The organism is Stenotrophomonas sp. YJH_SMC_10, assembly GCF_059371555.1.
Genome location: NZ_JCAFUS010000001.1, coordinates 29,299 through 45,087 on the forward strand (window position 1 = coordinate 29,299; position 15,789 = coordinate 45,087).

Below are 15,789 nucleotides of genomic sequence, written 5' to 3' on the forward strand. Positions count from 1 at the left end.
CCGCGGGAAGGGCCCGCGCCGCAGCCCACATCTTGATGGAGCGTGCATGGCCTGGAATACACCCGGCGGCAACAAGGGCGGACAAGGCCCCGAGGACAATCGACGCGGGCCGTTCGGGTCGCGCGGCGGTGGCAATGGTGGTGGCTGGGGCGGACTGCCCGGGCCGCTGAAGGACCTGTTCGACGGCGGCATCGTGCGTTGGGTGGTGGCCGCCGTGGTGCTGCTGGTGCTGTTCTCCAGCTTCCAGCTGATCGGCGAACAGCAGCGCGGCGTGGTGCTGCGCTTCGGCCAGTTCTCGCGCATCCTGCAGCCCGGCCCGAACTTCAAGCTGCCGTGGCCGATCGAATCGGTCACCAAGGTCAACGCCACCGAGATCAAGACGTTCTCGATCCAGGTGCCGGTGCTGACCCGCGACGAGAACATCGTCAACGTGTCGCTGAACGTCCAGTACCGCATCGACGATCCGCAGCAGTACCTGTTCGGCACCGTCGATGCCAACCAGGTACTGGAGCAGTCGGCGCAGAGCGCGGTACGCGAGGAAGTCGGCCGCGCCGACCTCAATGCCGTCCTGAACAACCGTGGCCCGCTGGCCGTGGCCGCCGAGGAGCGCCTGCAGGCGCTGCTGAAGGCATTCAAGACCGGCCTGACCGTGACCGGCCTGACCCTGCAGGACGCCCGTCCGCCGGAAGAAGTGAAGCCGGCCTTCGACGAGGTCAACGGTGCCCAGCAGGTCAAGGAGCGCCTGATCAACGAAGCCCAGGCGTACGCCGCCAAGGTCGTGCCGGAGGCCCGTGGCCAGGCCTCGCGCGCCCGTACCACCGCCGAAGGCTACAAGCAGGCCGTGGTCTCCAAGGCCGAAGGTGATGCACAGCGCTTCAGCCTGTTGCAGGCCCAGTACAAGGACGCGCCGGAAGTGACCCGCAAGCGTCTGTGGCTGGAGACCGTGCAGCAGGTGCTGAGCGAGAACCGCAAGGTGATCGGTGGTGATGGGCGCCAGCTGATCTACGTGCCGATGACCGGCGATACCCGTCCGAGCACGTCGGCTCCGGCCGCCGTGGCCAACCCGGACGTGGTCATGCCGTCGCTGCCGGGTGCAGCGGCGGAAGCTTCCCGTGATCCGGGCCGGCCGGTGGGCCGCCCGACCGGGCGACCGAGCGGCCGTGAGGAGGGCAGCCGATGAAGAGTCCAATCTGGATCGCCGTGATCGTGGCGGTGGTGCTGGGCCTGCTCGGCTCGGTGTACGTGGTCCGCGAGGACCAGACCGCCATGGTGCTGAACCTGGGCAAGGTGGTGCGTTCGGACATCAAGCCGGGCCTGCACTTCAAGGTGCCGGTGGTGGAAACGGTGAAGGTCTTCGACCGCCGCTTCCAGGTGCTCGACACCGCGCCGGCACGCTACTTCACCGCCGAGCAGAAGGACGTCAGCGTCGACTTCTTCGCCATCGGCTACATCTCCAACGTAGGTGACTACTTCCGCGCCACCGGCGGCGACCCGCGCGTGGCCAACGCCCGCCTGGCGCCGATCATCACCGATTCGCTGCGCAACCAGATCAACTCGCGCACCCTGCAGCAGCTGGTGTCCGGCGACCGCAGCGAGCTGATCGCCGAGCAGTTGAAGGGGATCAACGAGGCCGTGGCGGGCCTGGGCATGCAGATGATCGACTTGCGCATCAAGCAGGTGGACCTGCCGACCGACAGCCAGGTCATCAACGATGTGTACGAGCGCATGCGTGCCCAGCGCAAGCAGGAAGCGGCCAAGCTGCGCGCGGAAGGCGAGGAGCAGTCGCTGACCATCCGCGCCCAGGCCGACCGTGACAGCACCGTGCTGATCGCCGAGGCCGAGCGCGATGCACAGCGCCTGCGCGGTGAAGGTGACGCGGAAGCCACCCGCATCTACGGCAAGGCCGGTTCGGCTGATCCGTCGTTCTACGCGTTCTACCGCAGCCTGGAGGCGTACCGCGGCTCCATGACCGACGGCAACGGCGTGATCGTGCTCGACAAGAACGACCCGTTCCTGCAGTACCTGAAGAACGACCGCTGAGGTCGCAGGGCATTACCCCACGGGGCCCGGCCAACTGCCGGGCCCCGTGCTTTTTCCGGAGTTCCCCCATGAAAGATCTGTTCGCCGCCGTCTGCCTGGTGGCGGTGCTGGAAGGCCTGTTCCTGTTCGTTGCGCCGTTTGCCTGGAAGCGCATGGCCGAACGCCTGCTGGACCTGCCCAGCCCGGCCCTGCGCAGCTTCGGGGGCCTGGTGCTGCTGGCCGGCCTGAGCCTGCTGTGGTGGGCGCGCCACTAGCAGGGTAGTGCCGGCCGCTGGCCGGCATCCCGGGATTGCCGGCCGGCGGCCGGCACGACCGGGCGGGGCGGCTGACCGGCCGGTGAAGCCGTCCGTCGGAAAGGTGGCAGCGGACCCCGGAAACCCGGATAATGCACAAAAGCCGGACGGGCCTCCCCGTTCGGCTTTTTCCGTGTCTGGGCCTTCCATCGCCGGCCGCTCCCCGTTTGGAGCCGCCCTCCAGGTGCTGGCCAGCCCCGCCACGGTTTACCCGTCCGCGGCCCCGATGGCCGCAACAAATCGAGGAGCCCGTCATGGGTCAGTCTGTCGTAGTGTTGGGTGCCCAGTGGGGCGATGAAGGCAAGGGCAAGATCGTCGATCTGCTCACTGAGGAAATCGGCGCCGTCGTGCGCTTCCAGGGCGGCCACAACGCCGGCCACACCCTGGTCATCAACGGCAAGAAGACCGTCCTGCACCTGATCCCGTCGGGCATCCTGCGTGACGACGCGCTGTGCCTGATCGGCAACGGCGTGGTGATCTCGCCGGCTGCGCTGCAGAAGGAAATCGCCGAGCTGGAAGCCTCCGGCGTGGAAGTGCGTTCGCGCCTGAAGATCTCCCCGGCCGCGCCGCTGATCATGCCGTACCACATCGCCCTGGACCAGGCGCGCGAGCGCGCCGCCGGTGGCAAGGCGATCGGCACCACCGGGCGCGGCATCGGCCCGGCCTACGAAGACAAGGTGGCGCGTCGCGGCATCCGCATCGCCGACCTGCATTACCCCAAGCAGCTGGAAGAACTGCTGCGCACCGCGCTGGATTACCACAACTTCGTGCTGACCAAGTATCTGAATACCGATGCGGTCGATTTCCAGAAGACCTTCGACGAAGCACTGGCCTTCGGCGAATACGTGCAGCCGATGAAGTCCGACGTGGCCGGCATCCTGCACGACCTGCGCAAGCAGGGTAAGCGCGTGCTGTTCGAAGGTGCGCAGGGTGCGCTGCTGGATATCGACCACGGCACCTACCCGTACGTCACCAGCTCCAACACCACCGTCGGTGGTGCACTGGCCGGTTCCGGCGTCGGTGCCGATTCGATCGACTACGTGCTGGGCATCGCCAAGGCCTACGCCACCCGCGTCGGCGGCGGCCCGTTCCCGACCGAGCTGGACGACGAAATCGGCCAGGGCATCCGTGACCGCGGCGCCGAGTACGGTGCGTCGACCGGCCGTCCGCGTCGTTGCGGCTGGATGGATATCGTCGCGCTGAAGCGTGCGGTGGCCATCAACGGCATCAGCGGCCTGTGCATCACCAAGCTGGACGTGCTGGACGGCATGGAAAAGCTGAAGGTCTGCATCGCCTACGAATACAACGGCAAGCGCACCGAGTACGCGCCGCTGGACGCGCAGGGCTGGGAAGAATGCACCCCGGTGTACCTGGAGTTCCCGGGCTGGAGCGAGAACACCCACGGCATCACCCAGTGGGACGACCTGCCGCCGGCCGCACGCGCCTACCTGCGTTCGCTGGAAGAGCTGGCCGGCTGCCCGATCAGCATCGTCTCCACCGGCCCGGACCGCGACCACACCATGGTGCTGCAGGATCCGTTCGCCTGAGGTAGCGCCGGGCGCTTTCCGGCATAGGTGACCGCAAAAAGCCCCGCGAAAGCGGGGCTTTTCCGTTATTGGGGGGCAGGGGCCAGCGGGAAGGCGATGCGATGACCAGGATGTCAACGTGCGCTACAGGGGCGGACCCCGGGGTGCTGCTGCGCATCGATACGCCCACCGATCATGGAGACTTCACGGCCGCGGCGACGCATTGCAACGCGACCGCTCATGGTTGCGGGTAACGGTGCTGGAGGTGGACCCGGCGCTGGCGGGGCAACCGGCAGACATCGAGCTGCAGCCTCCGCTGGATCTGCTGAAGCTGACCGACCTCGATTACCTCTGGCTGTGGCCGTTCTTCCTCTGGAAGAGGGCGTCGCTGTTGCTGCTGATTCCTGGGGCTGCGTTGGCTGTCATTACTTTGGCGTTGCGGCGCTGGCAGCGCCGGGCATCAGTGCCGCCGATTTCAGCAGCGGATAGGGATTGATCGACTCTCCCTTCCACCACTGTTTTTCCGGCCCCAGCACATGCACCTCGAAGTGCAGGTGCGGGGCCTCGGCACTGGCGTTGCCGGTGCTGCCGACGTAGCCGATCACCTCCCCGCGTTTGATCACCTGCTTTTCCGCCAGGCCGTCGGCATAGCGCTGCAGATGCGCGTAGTAGTAGCACCAGCGTCCGCTGGGCTCGAACTGGTAGATCGTCAAGCCGCCGCGTTTGCTGTCGAACAGTTTTTCCACCGTGCCATCGGCCACCGCGAGTACCGGCGTACCGGCATCGGCCAGGATGTCGATGGCATCGTGCACACGGCCTTCGCTGCGCGCATCGGTGAAGGTGTCGCGCAGCTGCGAGGCCGCGACGCCCTGCACCGGCAGCAGCAGGCCGGACGGCGCATCCGCAGCCCGCGCGGCTGACGGTGCGGTTGGGGCGGGGACAGGGGCCGTGGCGAGCGGCGCGACGGATTCCTTCGCCGGCGCCACAGCGGCTGCCGGTTGTGCTTCCGGCAGCGAGGCGGCTACCGGCTCGCCTGCATCGCGGTGCAGCCACCAGCCGGCCCCCAGTCCCAGCAGCACGCCCAGCACGATCAGCTGAGAAAGGCGCATCGGCTCACTCCTGCATCAGCACGGGTACCGAGGTGTCTACTGCGTCGGCCACGCGCAGTGCATCCCAGTTGGTCATGCGCACGCAGCCATGTGACTCGGTCTTGCCGACATGCCCGGGCTCGGGCGTGCCATGCAGGCCGTAGTGTGGCTTGGACAGGTCGATCCAGACCCGGCCGACCGGATTGTTCGGACCCGGCGGCAGCGTCGCCTTCTTTTCGCCCTTGCGCGCATCCCAGAACAGCTTGGGGTTGTAGTGGAATGGCGGGTCGCGGTAAACGCCCAGGATCTTCCATTCGCCGATCGGCAGCGGATCATGCTGGCTGCCGGATGAGACAGGCACCTGCGCGATCACCTTGCCCTGGACATCCAGCAGTTGCAGGGTCGAGTCGGATTTGTCGACGACCACCTTGGCTGCCTTCGGCAGTGCCGATGGTGCGATGTTGGGCACCTGGATGCGGTTGCCGGCCTTGCTCAGATCCACGCCCGGATTGAGCAGCTTCAACAGCTCAGGGGATGCGTGGAAGCGTTCGCCCAGCGACTCTTCGACGTTGTTGAAGCCCAGCGATTTCAGTTTGGCCTGTGCGGCGGGGCCCTTCGGCACCGCTTGGAACGGCCCGGCGACATCCTCGCTGGTCAGCGTGTAGCTGGCCAGGGGGGTGACCGTATCAGCCTGCAGGGCCTTCCAGGTCGCGTCGTCCAGTTCACCGGTGACGGTCAGGCCGTGCGCCGCCTGGAAACCCGACACCGCGCGCCGCTGGTTGCTGCCCACTTCGCCGTCGATCTGGCCGGGCGAGAAATTCGCGCGATCCAGCAGCACCTGGGCGTGCAGGGCGGAGCGTGCTGCGGTGTCCGGCCCGGCCTTTTCAGCGATCGGGGCGGGAAGGCCAAGAGGCGCAGCCTGCGCAAAGACAGAAGGTGCCAGCAAGGTGAGGGACAGCAAAGCGACGCGGGCTGAAAGCATGGGCGGCTCCAAGGGGATGCCCGTCCACCATGCCAGCGGAGCACGAGCAGCCCGCGTGAAAAGCCTGACCCACACCTGAGCAGTCTGTCTTCACGCAGCTTTGGCAACTGCATGCGCGTGGTTGCCGCGCATGCTGAAGGCATGTCGCTCTCCGTAGCGCCTGATCATGTCCGGCAGAGGAAGAGTCACTACCTCTAGTGGTGGGTTCCAGGCAGGCGAGCTGCGGATGTGAATCCGCTGCGCTTCGCCTCCGGGGAGCCAGAACTCCAGGGTGATCGTTGCCGATGCCTGCTCCACCTCAGCAAGGTGACGGTGCAGCAGAAGTCCATACAACTCAATGTTGTCCAGATCCTTCTGCGCTTTCTCCTTCAAGGAGGGCGCCTTCTCGTCTTCGTCGCGACGGCTTCGCTGATGCCAGTCGGGTGCGATGGGGTAGTACTTGAAATCGACCACGGTGTACGCGGAGCCGCGTTGCAGCAACAGGTCGGGACGGCGACAGAGTCCGTTATGGGCGAACATTGAATGCTGTCGCTGTCCCCAGGTGTCCCGTTGCTCGATGGCGATGGGGTGGGATGGGAGATAAGTACTGTCACAGGTGAGGACGGATGTGCCGTGCGTGTCGCTCGCCTGTTGCAGGGCATCATGCAGGCACATGGATTCCCAGACAGGCCAGAAATCCCGCATGCCCCAGACCTGGCCCTGCTGCACACTACCTGCGAGCGCGGGATGAAGGTAGCGTTCCAGTGCTGCATGCAGCGAAAGAAACTCCGCGCTGCGCAGCGTTGCCTGCCGGTAGCACGTTCTCAGGAGTTGCTGGAGTCGCCGCAGCAGCAGCTCCTGTGCCCAGGCATCACCTTCATGCAGCGAGTCACCCTCGCGCAGATGGCGATGGCGGAAGTCCGTTGCGCGCTGTACGGCATCCATGGTGAAGCGTCCCCAGATGATGCCGGGATCGATCTGCAGCAGGTTGCGATAGAAGTCGTCAGCGAGAAAAAAATACAGGCCGACGATGTCGGCGGTCCCGCGTTCGCATACGCTTCGCCGGGTGGGAAGCTTCGGAAAGAAGGGGGCGTCGTCGTCGTTGAACAATGCATGGTGAAGCTGGCGGTCAGCGTACTTCAGATTGCCATCCTGCCGCCGCGCCATCTGTGAGCGAAGTGAAAGCAGTCGAAGTGGATTGGAATGGTTGAACAGCGAGTCGATGGCAATGGCGTCGACGAACGAAGCGGGGGCCGCTGCAAGTCCACGTCCATGCGTGTCTGCCTCAACGCCGTCCTGCTGCGGTGCATGTCCGAGATCTGATTGGACATTCCTGAAAGCGGCGAAAGCCAGGTAGAGCAGACGGAATGCGTCGCGGGGCGCGGTGGAGGTCGGCATGCCATGCGGCACGCGAAGCTCGGTGCGCCCATCTTCCACGAACAGGCCCACAGCGCTGGACCCAGCCGCGACGACGCTGACGTCATGCAGCTGCATGCAGATCTTCCGAAACAGTGAAGCTGCGGATGAAGTCATCGCGTCGGGCGGAAAACTGTCCGAAGGTCCTCAGTGATTCCGGGGGAATACGCAGCCATTCTGCAAGTGGGGACTTGTCCCTTTCGAAGACGTTGTCCCACAGGTAGAGGAATAGCTTTCCCTCGATATCACTGGCGGCGATATGGTGGGCAATGGGATGGACTTCCTGTGTCACGGCAAGCGCTTCGACGAAATCCTCAATGAGCATCCCGTCCTTGGTCTTCTGGAAGTTTATCTTTGACTTGTAGTAGGGGGATGAGCCGCTGATGGCAAAGGCAATAGTCTTCAATTTGCGCTTGGCGGACTCGTCAAAGCCCGAGAGTGTGTCGATTGCCTTCAAGGTCTCGGCATTGCAGGATTTCCGGAGCTTGCAGAATGCATCGTCGAACCTCTGGCTGTAGTCCGCGCCCTGCATGTACTCCGCAGCCCCTGGGGCAAGCTTGCGCAGTTCGGCAATCGATGCAGCGTGCGTCTGTTCCAGCGTCGCGGGTGGTGTTGTTGCAGCGATGGCCCGCGCCTTGATGAACCAGGGGCCGATCAGTTTGTCGTCGAGATTCGGAGAGGTGCATTTCTCGACGATCATCGCATTGAGAGCATCCACCAGCATCTTCCAGGTAACCGATGGGTGGCCTTCGATCGTTGCATTGGCCTGCGCAGCGGGAACTGCATTGAACTCGGCTGGACTGAACTGGAAATTCCAGCGGCGCTTGAATGCAGAGTCCATGAAGAAGATCGATTCGTCGCCAGTGTTCATGGTCCCGATCAGGTAGAGATTCGCCGGAAGTCTCAGCATGCGCTCATCTTCGATACGACCGATCAGCGTGGAGGAGTCTCTGTCATCGCGAGCTTCAAGTTCGCGGATCTCGTTGATCAGCGCCTGCACCGTCAGTTTCGAGGCACAGACGGAATAGCTGGATTGCCCGTCATCGTCACGGTCCAGCAGCTGGAAGATGTCGCCGAAGATTTCCGCGCAGTTGCCACGGTTGATTTCGTCAATGAGCAGGACAACGTTGCGAGGCGGCGAATCGGCCGTGCCATGCTCTGAACGGTGTAGGGCAAGTGCCAACGCGCGGATGAAGGGGCCGGCATGCACTTGGTAATGGACCTTGTTGCCCTCGGACAGTGGCAACAGGCGGGAGACGAAATCGCCGTAACCAAACTCGGCGTGGAACGTCACAGGGATGACCTCGTCCGGGCGAATGCCGAGCATCGGCGTCTTCTCATGCCGGGCCTTGTAACTCTTGCTGGTTCCCGGTGGGCCGAAAATAATCAACTGGTGGGGAAAATCGTGGCTCATCAGATGTATCCATTCATCTTCAAGGATCGATTCGATTCTAAGGGGCCACGATGTAGGCGGGCACCCTTGGCAGCATGGAAGGAAACTTTAGGGTCGCTAGCGCCAGGAATCGACGCCATCACCTCTCTGAACCGCACCCGGACGAGCGTGGCAGCTCCCATCAAGGCGCTTCGGGCCACGCCGATAAGGGCGCATCCCCCCGTTTTGGATGTACCGATGAACTACTTGAGGAATGTCAGGGTTGCCTGGCGTCTTGGGCTGGGCTTTGGCCTGTTGCTGCTGCTGGTTGCCGCCGTGGTCGCTACCGGGGCCACCGCCAGCGTCGTGCAGAAGCGCGCGATGCAGCAGGTGGTCGATATCAGCGTGGCCAAGGTGCGCCTGCTGTCGCAGATGCTCGATGCCAACAATCAGATGATGGTGGTGCGCCGCGAGATGCTGATCCGCCAAGGTGACGACCGCAGCAGCGACGAGAAGCGCATTGCCGATCTGGTCAAGCGCTACGAGGCCAGCTGGTCCGCCTACCAGGCGCTTCCGGGTGATGCCGAAGGCAAAGCCATTGCGGAAACCATCGCCGCCAAGCGAGCCATCGCGCGCCCGCTCAACAAGCAGACCAGCGAGTTGATGGAGCAGGGCGACTATCCGGGTGCCGTGGCGCTGACCCTGGGCCCGGTGCAGGACGCGGCCAACGGTTGGAACAAGGCGCTGTCGGACGGCGTGGACTTCGAGGAAAAGGAAAGCCGCAAGGCTGCTGCCGAAGCGATCCGCCTGGGCGAGCGCAGCCTGTTGCAGCTGCTGGTGCTGGGCGGCGTCGCGCTGCTGGCGGGCATCGCTGCCTCGGTGATGATCGGCCGCAGCCTGACCGGCCCGCTGGCGCGCGCGGTGAACCTGGCCGAGCGGCTGTCAAAGGGGCAGCTGGACCAGGAGTTCCGCCTCGGTGGCCGCGACGAACTGACCCAGCTGGGCGAGGCCATGGCCAGCGTCCGCCAGAGCGTGCAGGCGGCGATCGGCGCGCAGCTGCAGATGGCCGAGCAGCACGAGGCCGGTGCGATCCGCTATCGCATGGACGCCAGCGCCTTCCCCGGCGATTTCGGCCGCATGGTGCAGGCGACCAACAGCCTGGTCGAATCGCACGTTGAGGTGGAACTGCTGATGGCCGAGGTGATGCAGCGCTACGCCATCGGTGACCTCAGCCGTGATCTGCCTGATTACCCGGGCGAGAAGGCCACGCTGACCCGTACGCTGGCTGCAGTGAAGCAGAGCTTGATGGCGATCAACGCGCAGATTGATGAACTGGCCCGCGCCGCTCGCGCCGGTGACTTCAGCATGCGTGGTGATGCGGCTGCGTTCCAGTTCCAGTTCAAGGCAATGGTCGAGCACCTCAACGGTATGATGGCCAGTTCGCAGGCCAGCATCGCCGATGTCTCCGACGTGCTGCGCGCGATTTCGCACGGCGACCTGACCGCGCGCATGGATGGCGAGTACGACGGCGTGTTCGCCCGCATGCGTGACGACGCCAATACCACCACCGCGCAGCTGACCGGCATCGTGCAGGGCATCCAGGCCGCCGCCGACAGCATCAACAATGCCGCGCAGGAACTGGCGGCCGGCAACAACGACCTCTCGCGCCGCACCGAACAGCAGGCGGCCAACCTGGAGGAGGCCGCCGCGTCGATGGAGGAACTGACCTCGACCGTACGCCAGAACGCCGAACTGGCGCGGCAGGCCGACAGTGAAGCGCATGCCGCCGGTGCCGCCGTGCGCGAGACCGAGCAGGCAATGGCACAGATGGCCTCGGTGATGGGCGAGATCGATCAGTCTTCGGCACGCATTTCGGAAATCTCGACGGTGATCGACGGCATCGCGTTCCAGACCAACATCCTCGCACTGAACGCTGCAGTGGAAGCCGCGCGCGCGGGCGAGCAGGGGCGTGGCTTTGCGGTGGTCGCCAGCGAGGTGCGTACGCTCGCGCAGCGTGCCGGTGTCGCCGCCAAGGAAATCAAGGAGCTGATCGAAGACGCTGCTGCCAAGGTGAAGAGTGGCCTGGCGGTGACCGTTGAATCCGAAGCTGCAATCGCGCGCGTGGCCCAGGCCAGTTCGCGTACCACCCAGCTGATGAGCGACATCGCAGCGGCCAGCAAGGAGCAGGCCGCCGGCATCGAGCAGGTCAACCAGGTGGTGGTGCAGATGGACCAGGTGACCCAGCAGAACGCGGCCCTGGTGGAAGAAGCCACTGCCGCGAGCCGCGCGCTGGAAGAACAGGCGCATGCGCTGACCACGTCGGTGGCGGTATTCAAGGTGGAAGGCGCGGTGGTCTCTGCTGTGCCCCGTCGCGCAGCCTGAGCGGGCTGCCAGTGCAGTGACAGGAATACGGCCGCCTTGAGCGGCCGTATTGCCATCGCCCGCTCAGGCAGCAGGGAGGATCGCCCTCATTGCTCCAGGACGCTGCCGAGCATGGCCCCAAGCACGTAAAGCACGGCAAGCGTGGGGGGAATCACCAGGAGGTAGACGGTCATCCAGGTCATTCCGGAAAGCCAGCTTCCTACGCCGATGGCGTTGAGTGCTGCGGTCTGCAGCATCACCGGCAGCTGCATGAGGATGTAGGCGCTCTTGGGGTCGCTGTTGGACCGGGCATCGAACACCAGCCAGGCGGTCAGCGCGAGATAGAGCGCGCATAGGGCGATGCCGGTCAAGCTGAGCCAGCGGGGCTTGCGCATGCCACCTTCTCTGTTCCGTCAGGGGCCATCAGGGTAGCGCCGCGATCAGCGGCGTGCACTTCCCTGGGTCGAGCCGATAAGCGAAGCTGCGGGGCAGGGAATCGTGCGAAGGGGCCTGGAAGGTGAGCAATGTGATGAGCGCCGTGATGCTCCCGATCGTGATGCTGCCGGGGCTGGATGGCAGCGGCCTGCTGTCGACATGCTTCGTGGAGGCGATGCAGGGCCAGGGAGTTACCGTGCAGGTGCTGCCGCTACCTATGCAGGGGCCACAGGACTACGTTACGTTGGCGTCGATCCTGCGTCCGCAGCTTCCCATCGCTCCCTTTGTGCTGCTGGCTGAATCGTTTGCCGGGCCACTGGCCATCGAACTGGCGGCGGCTTCACCGCCGGGATTGCGCGGATTGATACTGAGTACGACTTTCGCGCGGCGACCGGTGCCGCTGCCAGCGGCGAGCGCACGCTTGCTTGCCCCCGCATGGCCACGGCCGCCGCTGGCGTTGCTGGCCCGGCTTCTGCTGGGGCATTGGCGGACACGCATGAACCTTCGCGAGCTGCGACATGCGATCGCTGCGGCGCCGGCCGCGATGCTGCGGCAGCGCGCTGCGGCGACACTGCAGATCGATGTCCGCGCGCAGTTGCCGAAGCTCACGCTGCCGACGCTATGCCTGCATGCACGACAGGACCACCTGTTGTGGCCGCCCAGCGTGGCCGAGCTGCAGCTCTTGTTGCCCGACGCCCGGCACGTATCGCTGGAAGGGCCCCATCTGCTGCTGCAGGCCCGTGCTCACGCAGCCGCAGCCGAAGTTGCTGCATGGATGAGGACGCTCCCCTCCTGACCGACGCTTCAGCCGCGCGCACGCGTACGCGCAGCCTTCTTCGCCGCCGCCTTGCGCACGGTCTTCTTCGCGGCCCGCGTCTCGGCTGCCTTCTTCGCGGCGGCGCTCCGCGAGGCGGCCGTACCCGCCTTCTTGGCCGCAGCCTTGTTCGCCGTCTTCTTTGCGGCCTTCTTTGTCGCGGTCTTGCGAGCCGGTGCCTTCTTCGCCACCGCCTTCTTCGCAGGTGCCTTCTTCGCAGGTGCCTTCTTCGCAGGCGCCTTCTTCGCCGCCGTCGCCTTGGTTGCGGCCTTCTTTGTGGCCGACTTCCTGGCAGGCGCCTTCTTGGCAGCCTTCTTGCTGGTCGCCTTCTTCGCGCCCTTGCGGGCACTGCCGGCGCGCTTGCCGCCGCCGTCCTGCTTGTTCACGGTGGCCCAGGCAATGCGCTCGGCGGTGCCTTCACTCGCGCCGCGATCACGTTCGCTTTCCTCGATGTGCTCGGCCTGGCGCTTCTGCTTTTCGGTGTATGCGGATTTGTCACCACGGGGCATGACGATTCTCCTGTCGTTGTGGTCAGGCCAGCAGGCGCAGCTTGGGCTCACGCGCCCACTGGCGGGTGGCGGCCGCCGCCAGGAATGCCTTGGCGTCTTCTGCTTCGACGATGCCGGGGTCGTTGCCGACCCTCGCCGCCTTCAGCAGCGCCTGGCCGCCCGCGTCGCTGGCGATGGCCTTCAGGTGTGCCCACGCCTGGCTGACGAACTCCAGGGCGGCGCTCTCTTTCGACAACGCCTTTGATGCCTCTACGCTCAGCACCACGGCCACCGCATCGAACACGGCCGATGGCGTGCCGGCCAGTTGCCCATCAGCGGCCTGTACGCTGCCGTCACTGAGCGTGGCGCCTCCCACTTTTGGTGCAACCAGCTTCACGTCTGCACCTGCCTTCCGGGCCGCCTTGCTCAGGCTGGCAATCACGCGCGCGTCGGAGCCTTCGTCGAACAGGATGCCGATGCAGCGACCCTGCAGGGTGGGTTTGTTGCGACCGATCACGCGCACTTCCGGGGCCGGCGGCATGTCCCGCACCGGGGTAGCGGTGGGCGCGGGGTCGGGCAGTGCAGGCAGGGCCAGGCCATTGGCCACGCGCTGCGCCAGCGTGTCATCGATGTTGCGCAGGTGGCTGACCGTGCGCACCCGCACCTTCAGCGTTTCCACCTTGGACAACTCGAAGACCAGCGCCGATGCCAGGTGCGCCTGCTCCGGCTTTTCCAGGCTGCGGAAGAACATGCGGGCCTGGCTGTAGTGGTCGGCGAAACTCTCTGCGCGGGTGCGGCCCTTACGGCCATCGTCGGCGCTGGCGTGGCTGCGGAAGCCGGTGGGCGTCTCGCGCGGGGTGTCGTCCTGCAGCGAGCTGGGGTCGTAGGCCACCCGGCCCTTGGGCACCTGCATCTGCATGTGGCCATCGCGCTGATGATTGGCAAACGGGCACTTCGGCGCGTTCACCGGGATCTGGTGGAAGTTCGGGCCGCCCAGGCGCAGCAGCTGGGTGTCCAGGTAAGAAAACAGGCGGCCCTGCAGCAGTGGGTCGTTGCTGAAGTCGATGCCGGGCGGCACGTTGGCCGGGCAGAACGCCACCTGCTCGGTCTCGGCGAAGAAGTTGTCCGGCCAGCGGTCCAGCACCATGCGCCCGATCACCTGCAACGGCACCAGCGATTCGGGAATGATCTTGGTCGGATCCAGGTGATCGAACGGGAAGGCGTCGGCTTCTTCTTCGGTGAATAGCTGCACCGCCAGCTCCCATTCGGGAAAGTCGCCGCGCTGGATGGCCTCGAACAGGTCGCGGCGATGGAAGTCATTGTCGGCCGATTGCAGTTTCAACGCTTCGTCCCAGACCGTGGACTGGATGCCCAGCTTGGGCCGCCAGTGGAACTTGACGAACGTCGACTCGCCGGCCTCGTTCAGCAGGCGGAAGCTGTGCACACCGAAGCCTTCGATCATCCGCAGCGAACGCGGGATGGCGCGGTCGCTCATCGCCCACATGATCATGTGCATCGATTCGGGCATCAGCGAAATGAAGTCCCAGAAGGTGTCATGGGCCGAAGCGGCCTGCGGGAAGGCGCGGTCCGGCTCCATCTTCACTGCGTGCACCAGGTCCGGGAACTTCATCGCGTCCTGGATGAAGAACACCGGGATGTTGTTGCCGACCAGATCCCAGTTGCCCTCCTTGGTATAGAACTTGACCGCAAAGCCGCGCACGTCGCGTGGGGTATCCACCGAGCCTGCGCCACCGGCCACGGTCGAGAAGCGGGTGAACACCGGCGTCTTCACTCCCACCTCGGTGAGGATGCGCGCGCGGGTATGGCGCGACAGCGAACGGGTCAACTCGAAGTAGCCGTGCGCGGCGCTGCCGCGGGCATGCACGATACGCTCGGGAATGCGTTCGTGATCGAAGTGGGTGATCTTCTCGCGGAGGATGAAGTCCTCCAGCAGCGTAGGACCCCTCGGCCCCTGCCGCAGCGAGTTCTGGTTGTCTGCCACCGGAATGCCCTGGTCGGTGGTCATTGCCGGGTGGCTGCCGCCGGCCTGGAGGTGCAGCTCGCCGCCTTGGCCGCGATGCAGGTCTTCGGGGTGGGCAGTTGCGCGCTTGCCGGTGGGCTTGCTGGCGGCCATGGACGGTGGCTCCGGATCGTCAAGGGGAGCCACCACACTGGGACCGGTCCCGTTAAACCACGGTCCGGCAAAGGTGAACGTACGGGCAAAAGCAGGCTCGGGTATGCTTGCCGCATGCGAGTCGAGCCCGCCGACATCGAAGCCCTGTTCGACGCCATCCCGGACGTGCTGTTCTTCATCAAGGACCGCCAGGGGCGTTACACCCACGTCAACCAGACCATGCTGCGGCGGCTGGGCCTGCGCGCGCGCAAGGACGTGATCGGGCGTACCGCAGCCGAGATCTACCCGACCGGCCTCAGCGCCGACTACGTCGACCAGGACGCCCGCGTCCTGTCCGGCGAGGTGATCGAGAACCTGATGGAGCTGCACCTGTTCGCCAACCGCGAACCGGGCTGGTGCCTGACCTGCAAGCGTCCGCTGGTGGTTGATGGCGCCATCGCGGGCCTGATCGGCATTTCCCGCGACCTGGGCCAGAAGGACAGCCTGGGCACCCAGTACGAACAGCTGCGGCTGGCGCTGGCCCACCTCAACGCGCACTACGCCGAGAACGTGCGCATGCAGACCCTGCTGGACATCACCGGCTTCTCGCTGTCCAAGCTGGAACGCAGCTTCCGCAAGGTGTTCCAGATGACCCCGCAGCAGGTGCTGACCCGGCTGCGGATCCAGATGGCCATGCACCTGCTGCATGGCGACGACAGCATTGCCTGCATCGGCCAGGCCTGCGGTTTCAGCGACCAGAGCGCGTTCACCCGCAAGTTCAAGGCTGAAACCGGTTTCTCGCCGCGTGCCTATCGCGCCCGTATCGGCGGTGGTATCGGCGAGCCGGCGCTGGCCTGAGCCGGCTGCTGCGCTGTGCCTATC

14 protein-coding genes are annotated in these 15,789 nt (G+C 65.3%); 7 read left to right on the plus strand and 7 right to left on the minus strand.

Features of this window, described 5'->3' with window-relative positions; all coding sequences use genetic code 11:
* Positions 1-46: 46 nt before the first annotated feature.
* The 4 genes from hflK (at position 47) to AC5P9C_RS00145 (ending at position 3,880) form a co-directional block, all read left to right on the plus strand.
* Positions 47-1,180, plus strand: a complete 1,134-nt coding sequence (hflK, locus tag AC5P9C_RS00130) for an FtsH protease activity modulator HflK (protein WP_005410642.1) — start codon at positions 47-49, stop codon at positions 1,178-1,180.
* The gene (gene hflC, locus AC5P9C_RS00135) at positions 1,177-2,040 is read left to right on the plus strand and encodes a protease modulator HflC (RefSeq protein WP_014648031.1); all 864 of its coding nucleotides are present in this window, start codon (positions 1,177-1,179) and stop codon (positions 2,038-2,040) included. Before hflK ends, hflC begins: the two co-directional genes overlap by 4 nt.
* Before the next feature lie 68 nt (positions 2,041-2,108).
* Entirely contained in the window at positions 2,109-2,294 is a 186-nt protein-coding gene (locus tag AC5P9C_RS00140; protein ID WP_005410640.1) for a DUF2065 domain-containing protein, read from the plus strand.
* 293 nt (positions 2,295-2,587) lie between these two features.
* On the plus strand, positions 2,588-3,880 hold the full coding sequence (locus AC5P9C_RS00145) for an adenylosuccinate synthase (protein WP_049468806.1): 1,293 nt from the start codon (positions 2,588-2,590) through the stop codon (positions 3,878-3,880).
* A gap of 404 nt (positions 3,881-4,284) precedes the next feature.
* Here AC5P9C_RS00145 and AC5P9C_RS00150 read toward each other — a convergent pair whose 3' ends face one another.
* The 4 genes from AC5P9C_RS00150 to AC5P9C_RS00165 form a co-directional block, all read right to left on the minus strand.
* Positions 4,285-4,968: a M23 family metallopeptidase gene (locus AC5P9C_RS00150; protein ID WP_164687624.1), complete on the minus strand. Its 684-nt coding sequence runs from the start codon at positions 4,966-4,968 to the stop codon at positions 4,285-4,287.
* 4 nt (positions 4,969-4,972) lie between these two features.
* On the minus strand, positions 4,973-5,929 hold the full coding sequence (locus AC5P9C_RS00155; protein ID WP_103282561.1) for a L,D-transpeptidase family protein: 957 nt from the start codon (positions 5,927-5,929) through the stop codon (positions 4,973-4,975).
* Positions 5,930-6,019: 90 nt separating this feature from the next.
* On the minus strand, positions 6,020-7,402 hold the full coding sequence (locus AC5P9C_RS00160) for a hypothetical protein (protein ID WP_414615321.1): 1,383 nt from the start codon (positions 7,400-7,402) through the stop codon (positions 6,020-6,022).
* Positions 7,389-8,738: an McrB family protein gene (locus tag AC5P9C_RS00165; protein ID WP_103282563.1), complete on the minus strand. Its 1,350-nt coding sequence runs from the start codon at positions 8,736-8,738 to the stop codon at positions 7,389-7,391. The genes AC5P9C_RS00160 and AC5P9C_RS00165 overlap by 14 nt, the downstream gene beginning before the upstream one ends.
* Before the next feature lie 216 nt (positions 8,739-8,954).
* On the opposite strand from AC5P9C_RS00165, the gene AC5P9C_RS00170 reads away from it, so the two are divergent.
* Positions 8,955-11,078: a methyl-accepting chemotaxis protein gene (locus AC5P9C_RS00170; protein WP_414615320.1), complete on the plus strand. Its 2,124-nt coding sequence runs from the start codon at positions 8,955-8,957 to the stop codon at positions 11,076-11,078.
* An 86-nt stretch (positions 11,079-11,164) separates the two neighbouring features.
* On the opposite strand, the gene AC5P9C_RS00175 is transcribed toward AC5P9C_RS00170, so the two are convergent.
* Positions 11,165-11,452, minus strand: a complete 288-nt coding sequence (locus AC5P9C_RS00175; protein WP_329849519.1) for a hypothetical protein — start codon at positions 11,450-11,452, stop codon at positions 11,165-11,167.
* 134 nt (positions 11,453-11,586) lie between these two features.
* On the opposite strand from AC5P9C_RS00175, the gene AC5P9C_RS00180 reads away from it, so the two are divergent.
* A complete protein-coding gene (locus AC5P9C_RS00180; protein ID WP_049468820.1) occupies positions 11,587-12,288 on the plus strand; it encodes an alpha/beta fold hydrolase in 702 nt (233 codons plus the stop codon).
* 8 nt (positions 12,289-12,296) lie between these two features.
* On the opposite strand, the gene AC5P9C_RS00185 is transcribed toward AC5P9C_RS00180, so the two are convergent.
* Together AC5P9C_RS00185 and AC5P9C_RS00190 are read right to left on the minus strand one after the other, a co-directional pair.
* Positions 12,297-12,815, minus strand: coding sequence for a hypothetical protein (locus AC5P9C_RS00185; RefSeq protein WP_343541889.1), 519 nt, complete (start codon positions 12,813-12,815; stop codon positions 12,297-12,299).
* A gap of 22 nt (positions 12,816-12,837) precedes the next feature.
* A complete protein-coding gene (locus tag AC5P9C_RS00190) occupies positions 12,838-14,928 on the minus strand; it encodes a catalase (protein ID WP_049468823.1) in 2,091 nt (696 codons plus the stop codon).
* 114 nt (positions 14,929-15,042) lie between these two features.
* On the opposite strand from AC5P9C_RS00190, the gene AC5P9C_RS00195 reads away from it, so the two are divergent.
* On the plus strand, positions 15,043-15,765 hold the full coding sequence (locus tag AC5P9C_RS00195; RefSeq protein ID WP_049468825.1) for a helix-turn-helix transcriptional regulator: 723 nt from the start codon (positions 15,043-15,045) through the stop codon (positions 15,763-15,765).
* Positions 15,766-15,789: the final 24 nt, after the last annotated feature.

Coding starts and splice junctions, on each gene's coding strand:
- hflK (WP_005410642.1), top strand. CDS start 47: ATGGCCTGGAATACACCCGGCGGCAACAAGGGCGGACAAGGCCCCGAG.
- hflC (WP_014648031.1), top strand. CDS start 1,177: ATGAAGAGTCCAATCTGGATCGCCGTGATCGTGGCGGTGGTGCTGGGC.
- AC5P9C_RS00140 (WP_005410640.1), top strand. CDS start 2,109: ATGAAAGATCTGTTCGCCGCCGTCTGCCTGGTGGCGGTGCTGGAAGGC.
- AC5P9C_RS00145 (WP_049468806.1), top strand. CDS start 2,588: ATGGGTCAGTCTGTCGTAGTGTTGGGTGCCCAGTGGGGCGATGAAGGC.
- AC5P9C_RS00150 (WP_164687624.1), bottom strand. CDS start 4,968: ATGCGCCTTTCTCAGCTGATCGTGCTGGGCGTGCTGCTGGGACTGGGG.
- AC5P9C_RS00155 (WP_103282561.1), bottom strand. CDS start 5,929: ATGCTTTCAGCCCGCGTCGCTTTGCTGTCCCTCACCTTGCTGGCACCT.
- AC5P9C_RS00160 (WP_414615321.1), bottom strand. CDS start 7,402: ATGCAGCTGCATGACGTCAGCGTCGTCGCGGCTGGGTCCAGCGCTGTG.
- AC5P9C_RS00165 (WP_103282563.1), bottom strand. CDS start 8,738: ATGAGCCACGATTTTCCCCACCAGTTGATTATTTTCGGCCCACCGGGA.
- AC5P9C_RS00170 (WP_414615320.1), top strand. CDS start 8,955: ATGAACTACTTGAGGAATGTCAGGGTTGCCTGGCGTCTTGGGCTGGGC.
- AC5P9C_RS00175 (WP_329849519.1), bottom strand. CDS start 11,452: ATGCGCAAGCCCCGCTGGCTCAGCTTGACCGGCATCGCCCTATGCGCG.
- AC5P9C_RS00180 (WP_049468820.1), top strand. CDS start 11,587: ATGAGCGCCGTGATGCTCCCGATCGTGATGCTGCCGGGGCTGGATGGC.
- AC5P9C_RS00185 (WP_343541889.1), bottom strand. CDS start 12,815: ATGCCCCGTGGTGACAAATCCGCATACACCGAAAAGCAGAAGCGCCAG.
- AC5P9C_RS00190 (WP_049468823.1), bottom strand. CDS start 14,928: ATGGCCGCCAGCAAGCCCACCGGCAAGCGCGCAACTGCCCACCCCGAA.
- AC5P9C_RS00195 (WP_049468825.1), top strand. CDS start 15,043: ATGCGAGTCGAGCCCGCCGACATCGAAGCCCTGTTCGACGCCATCCCG.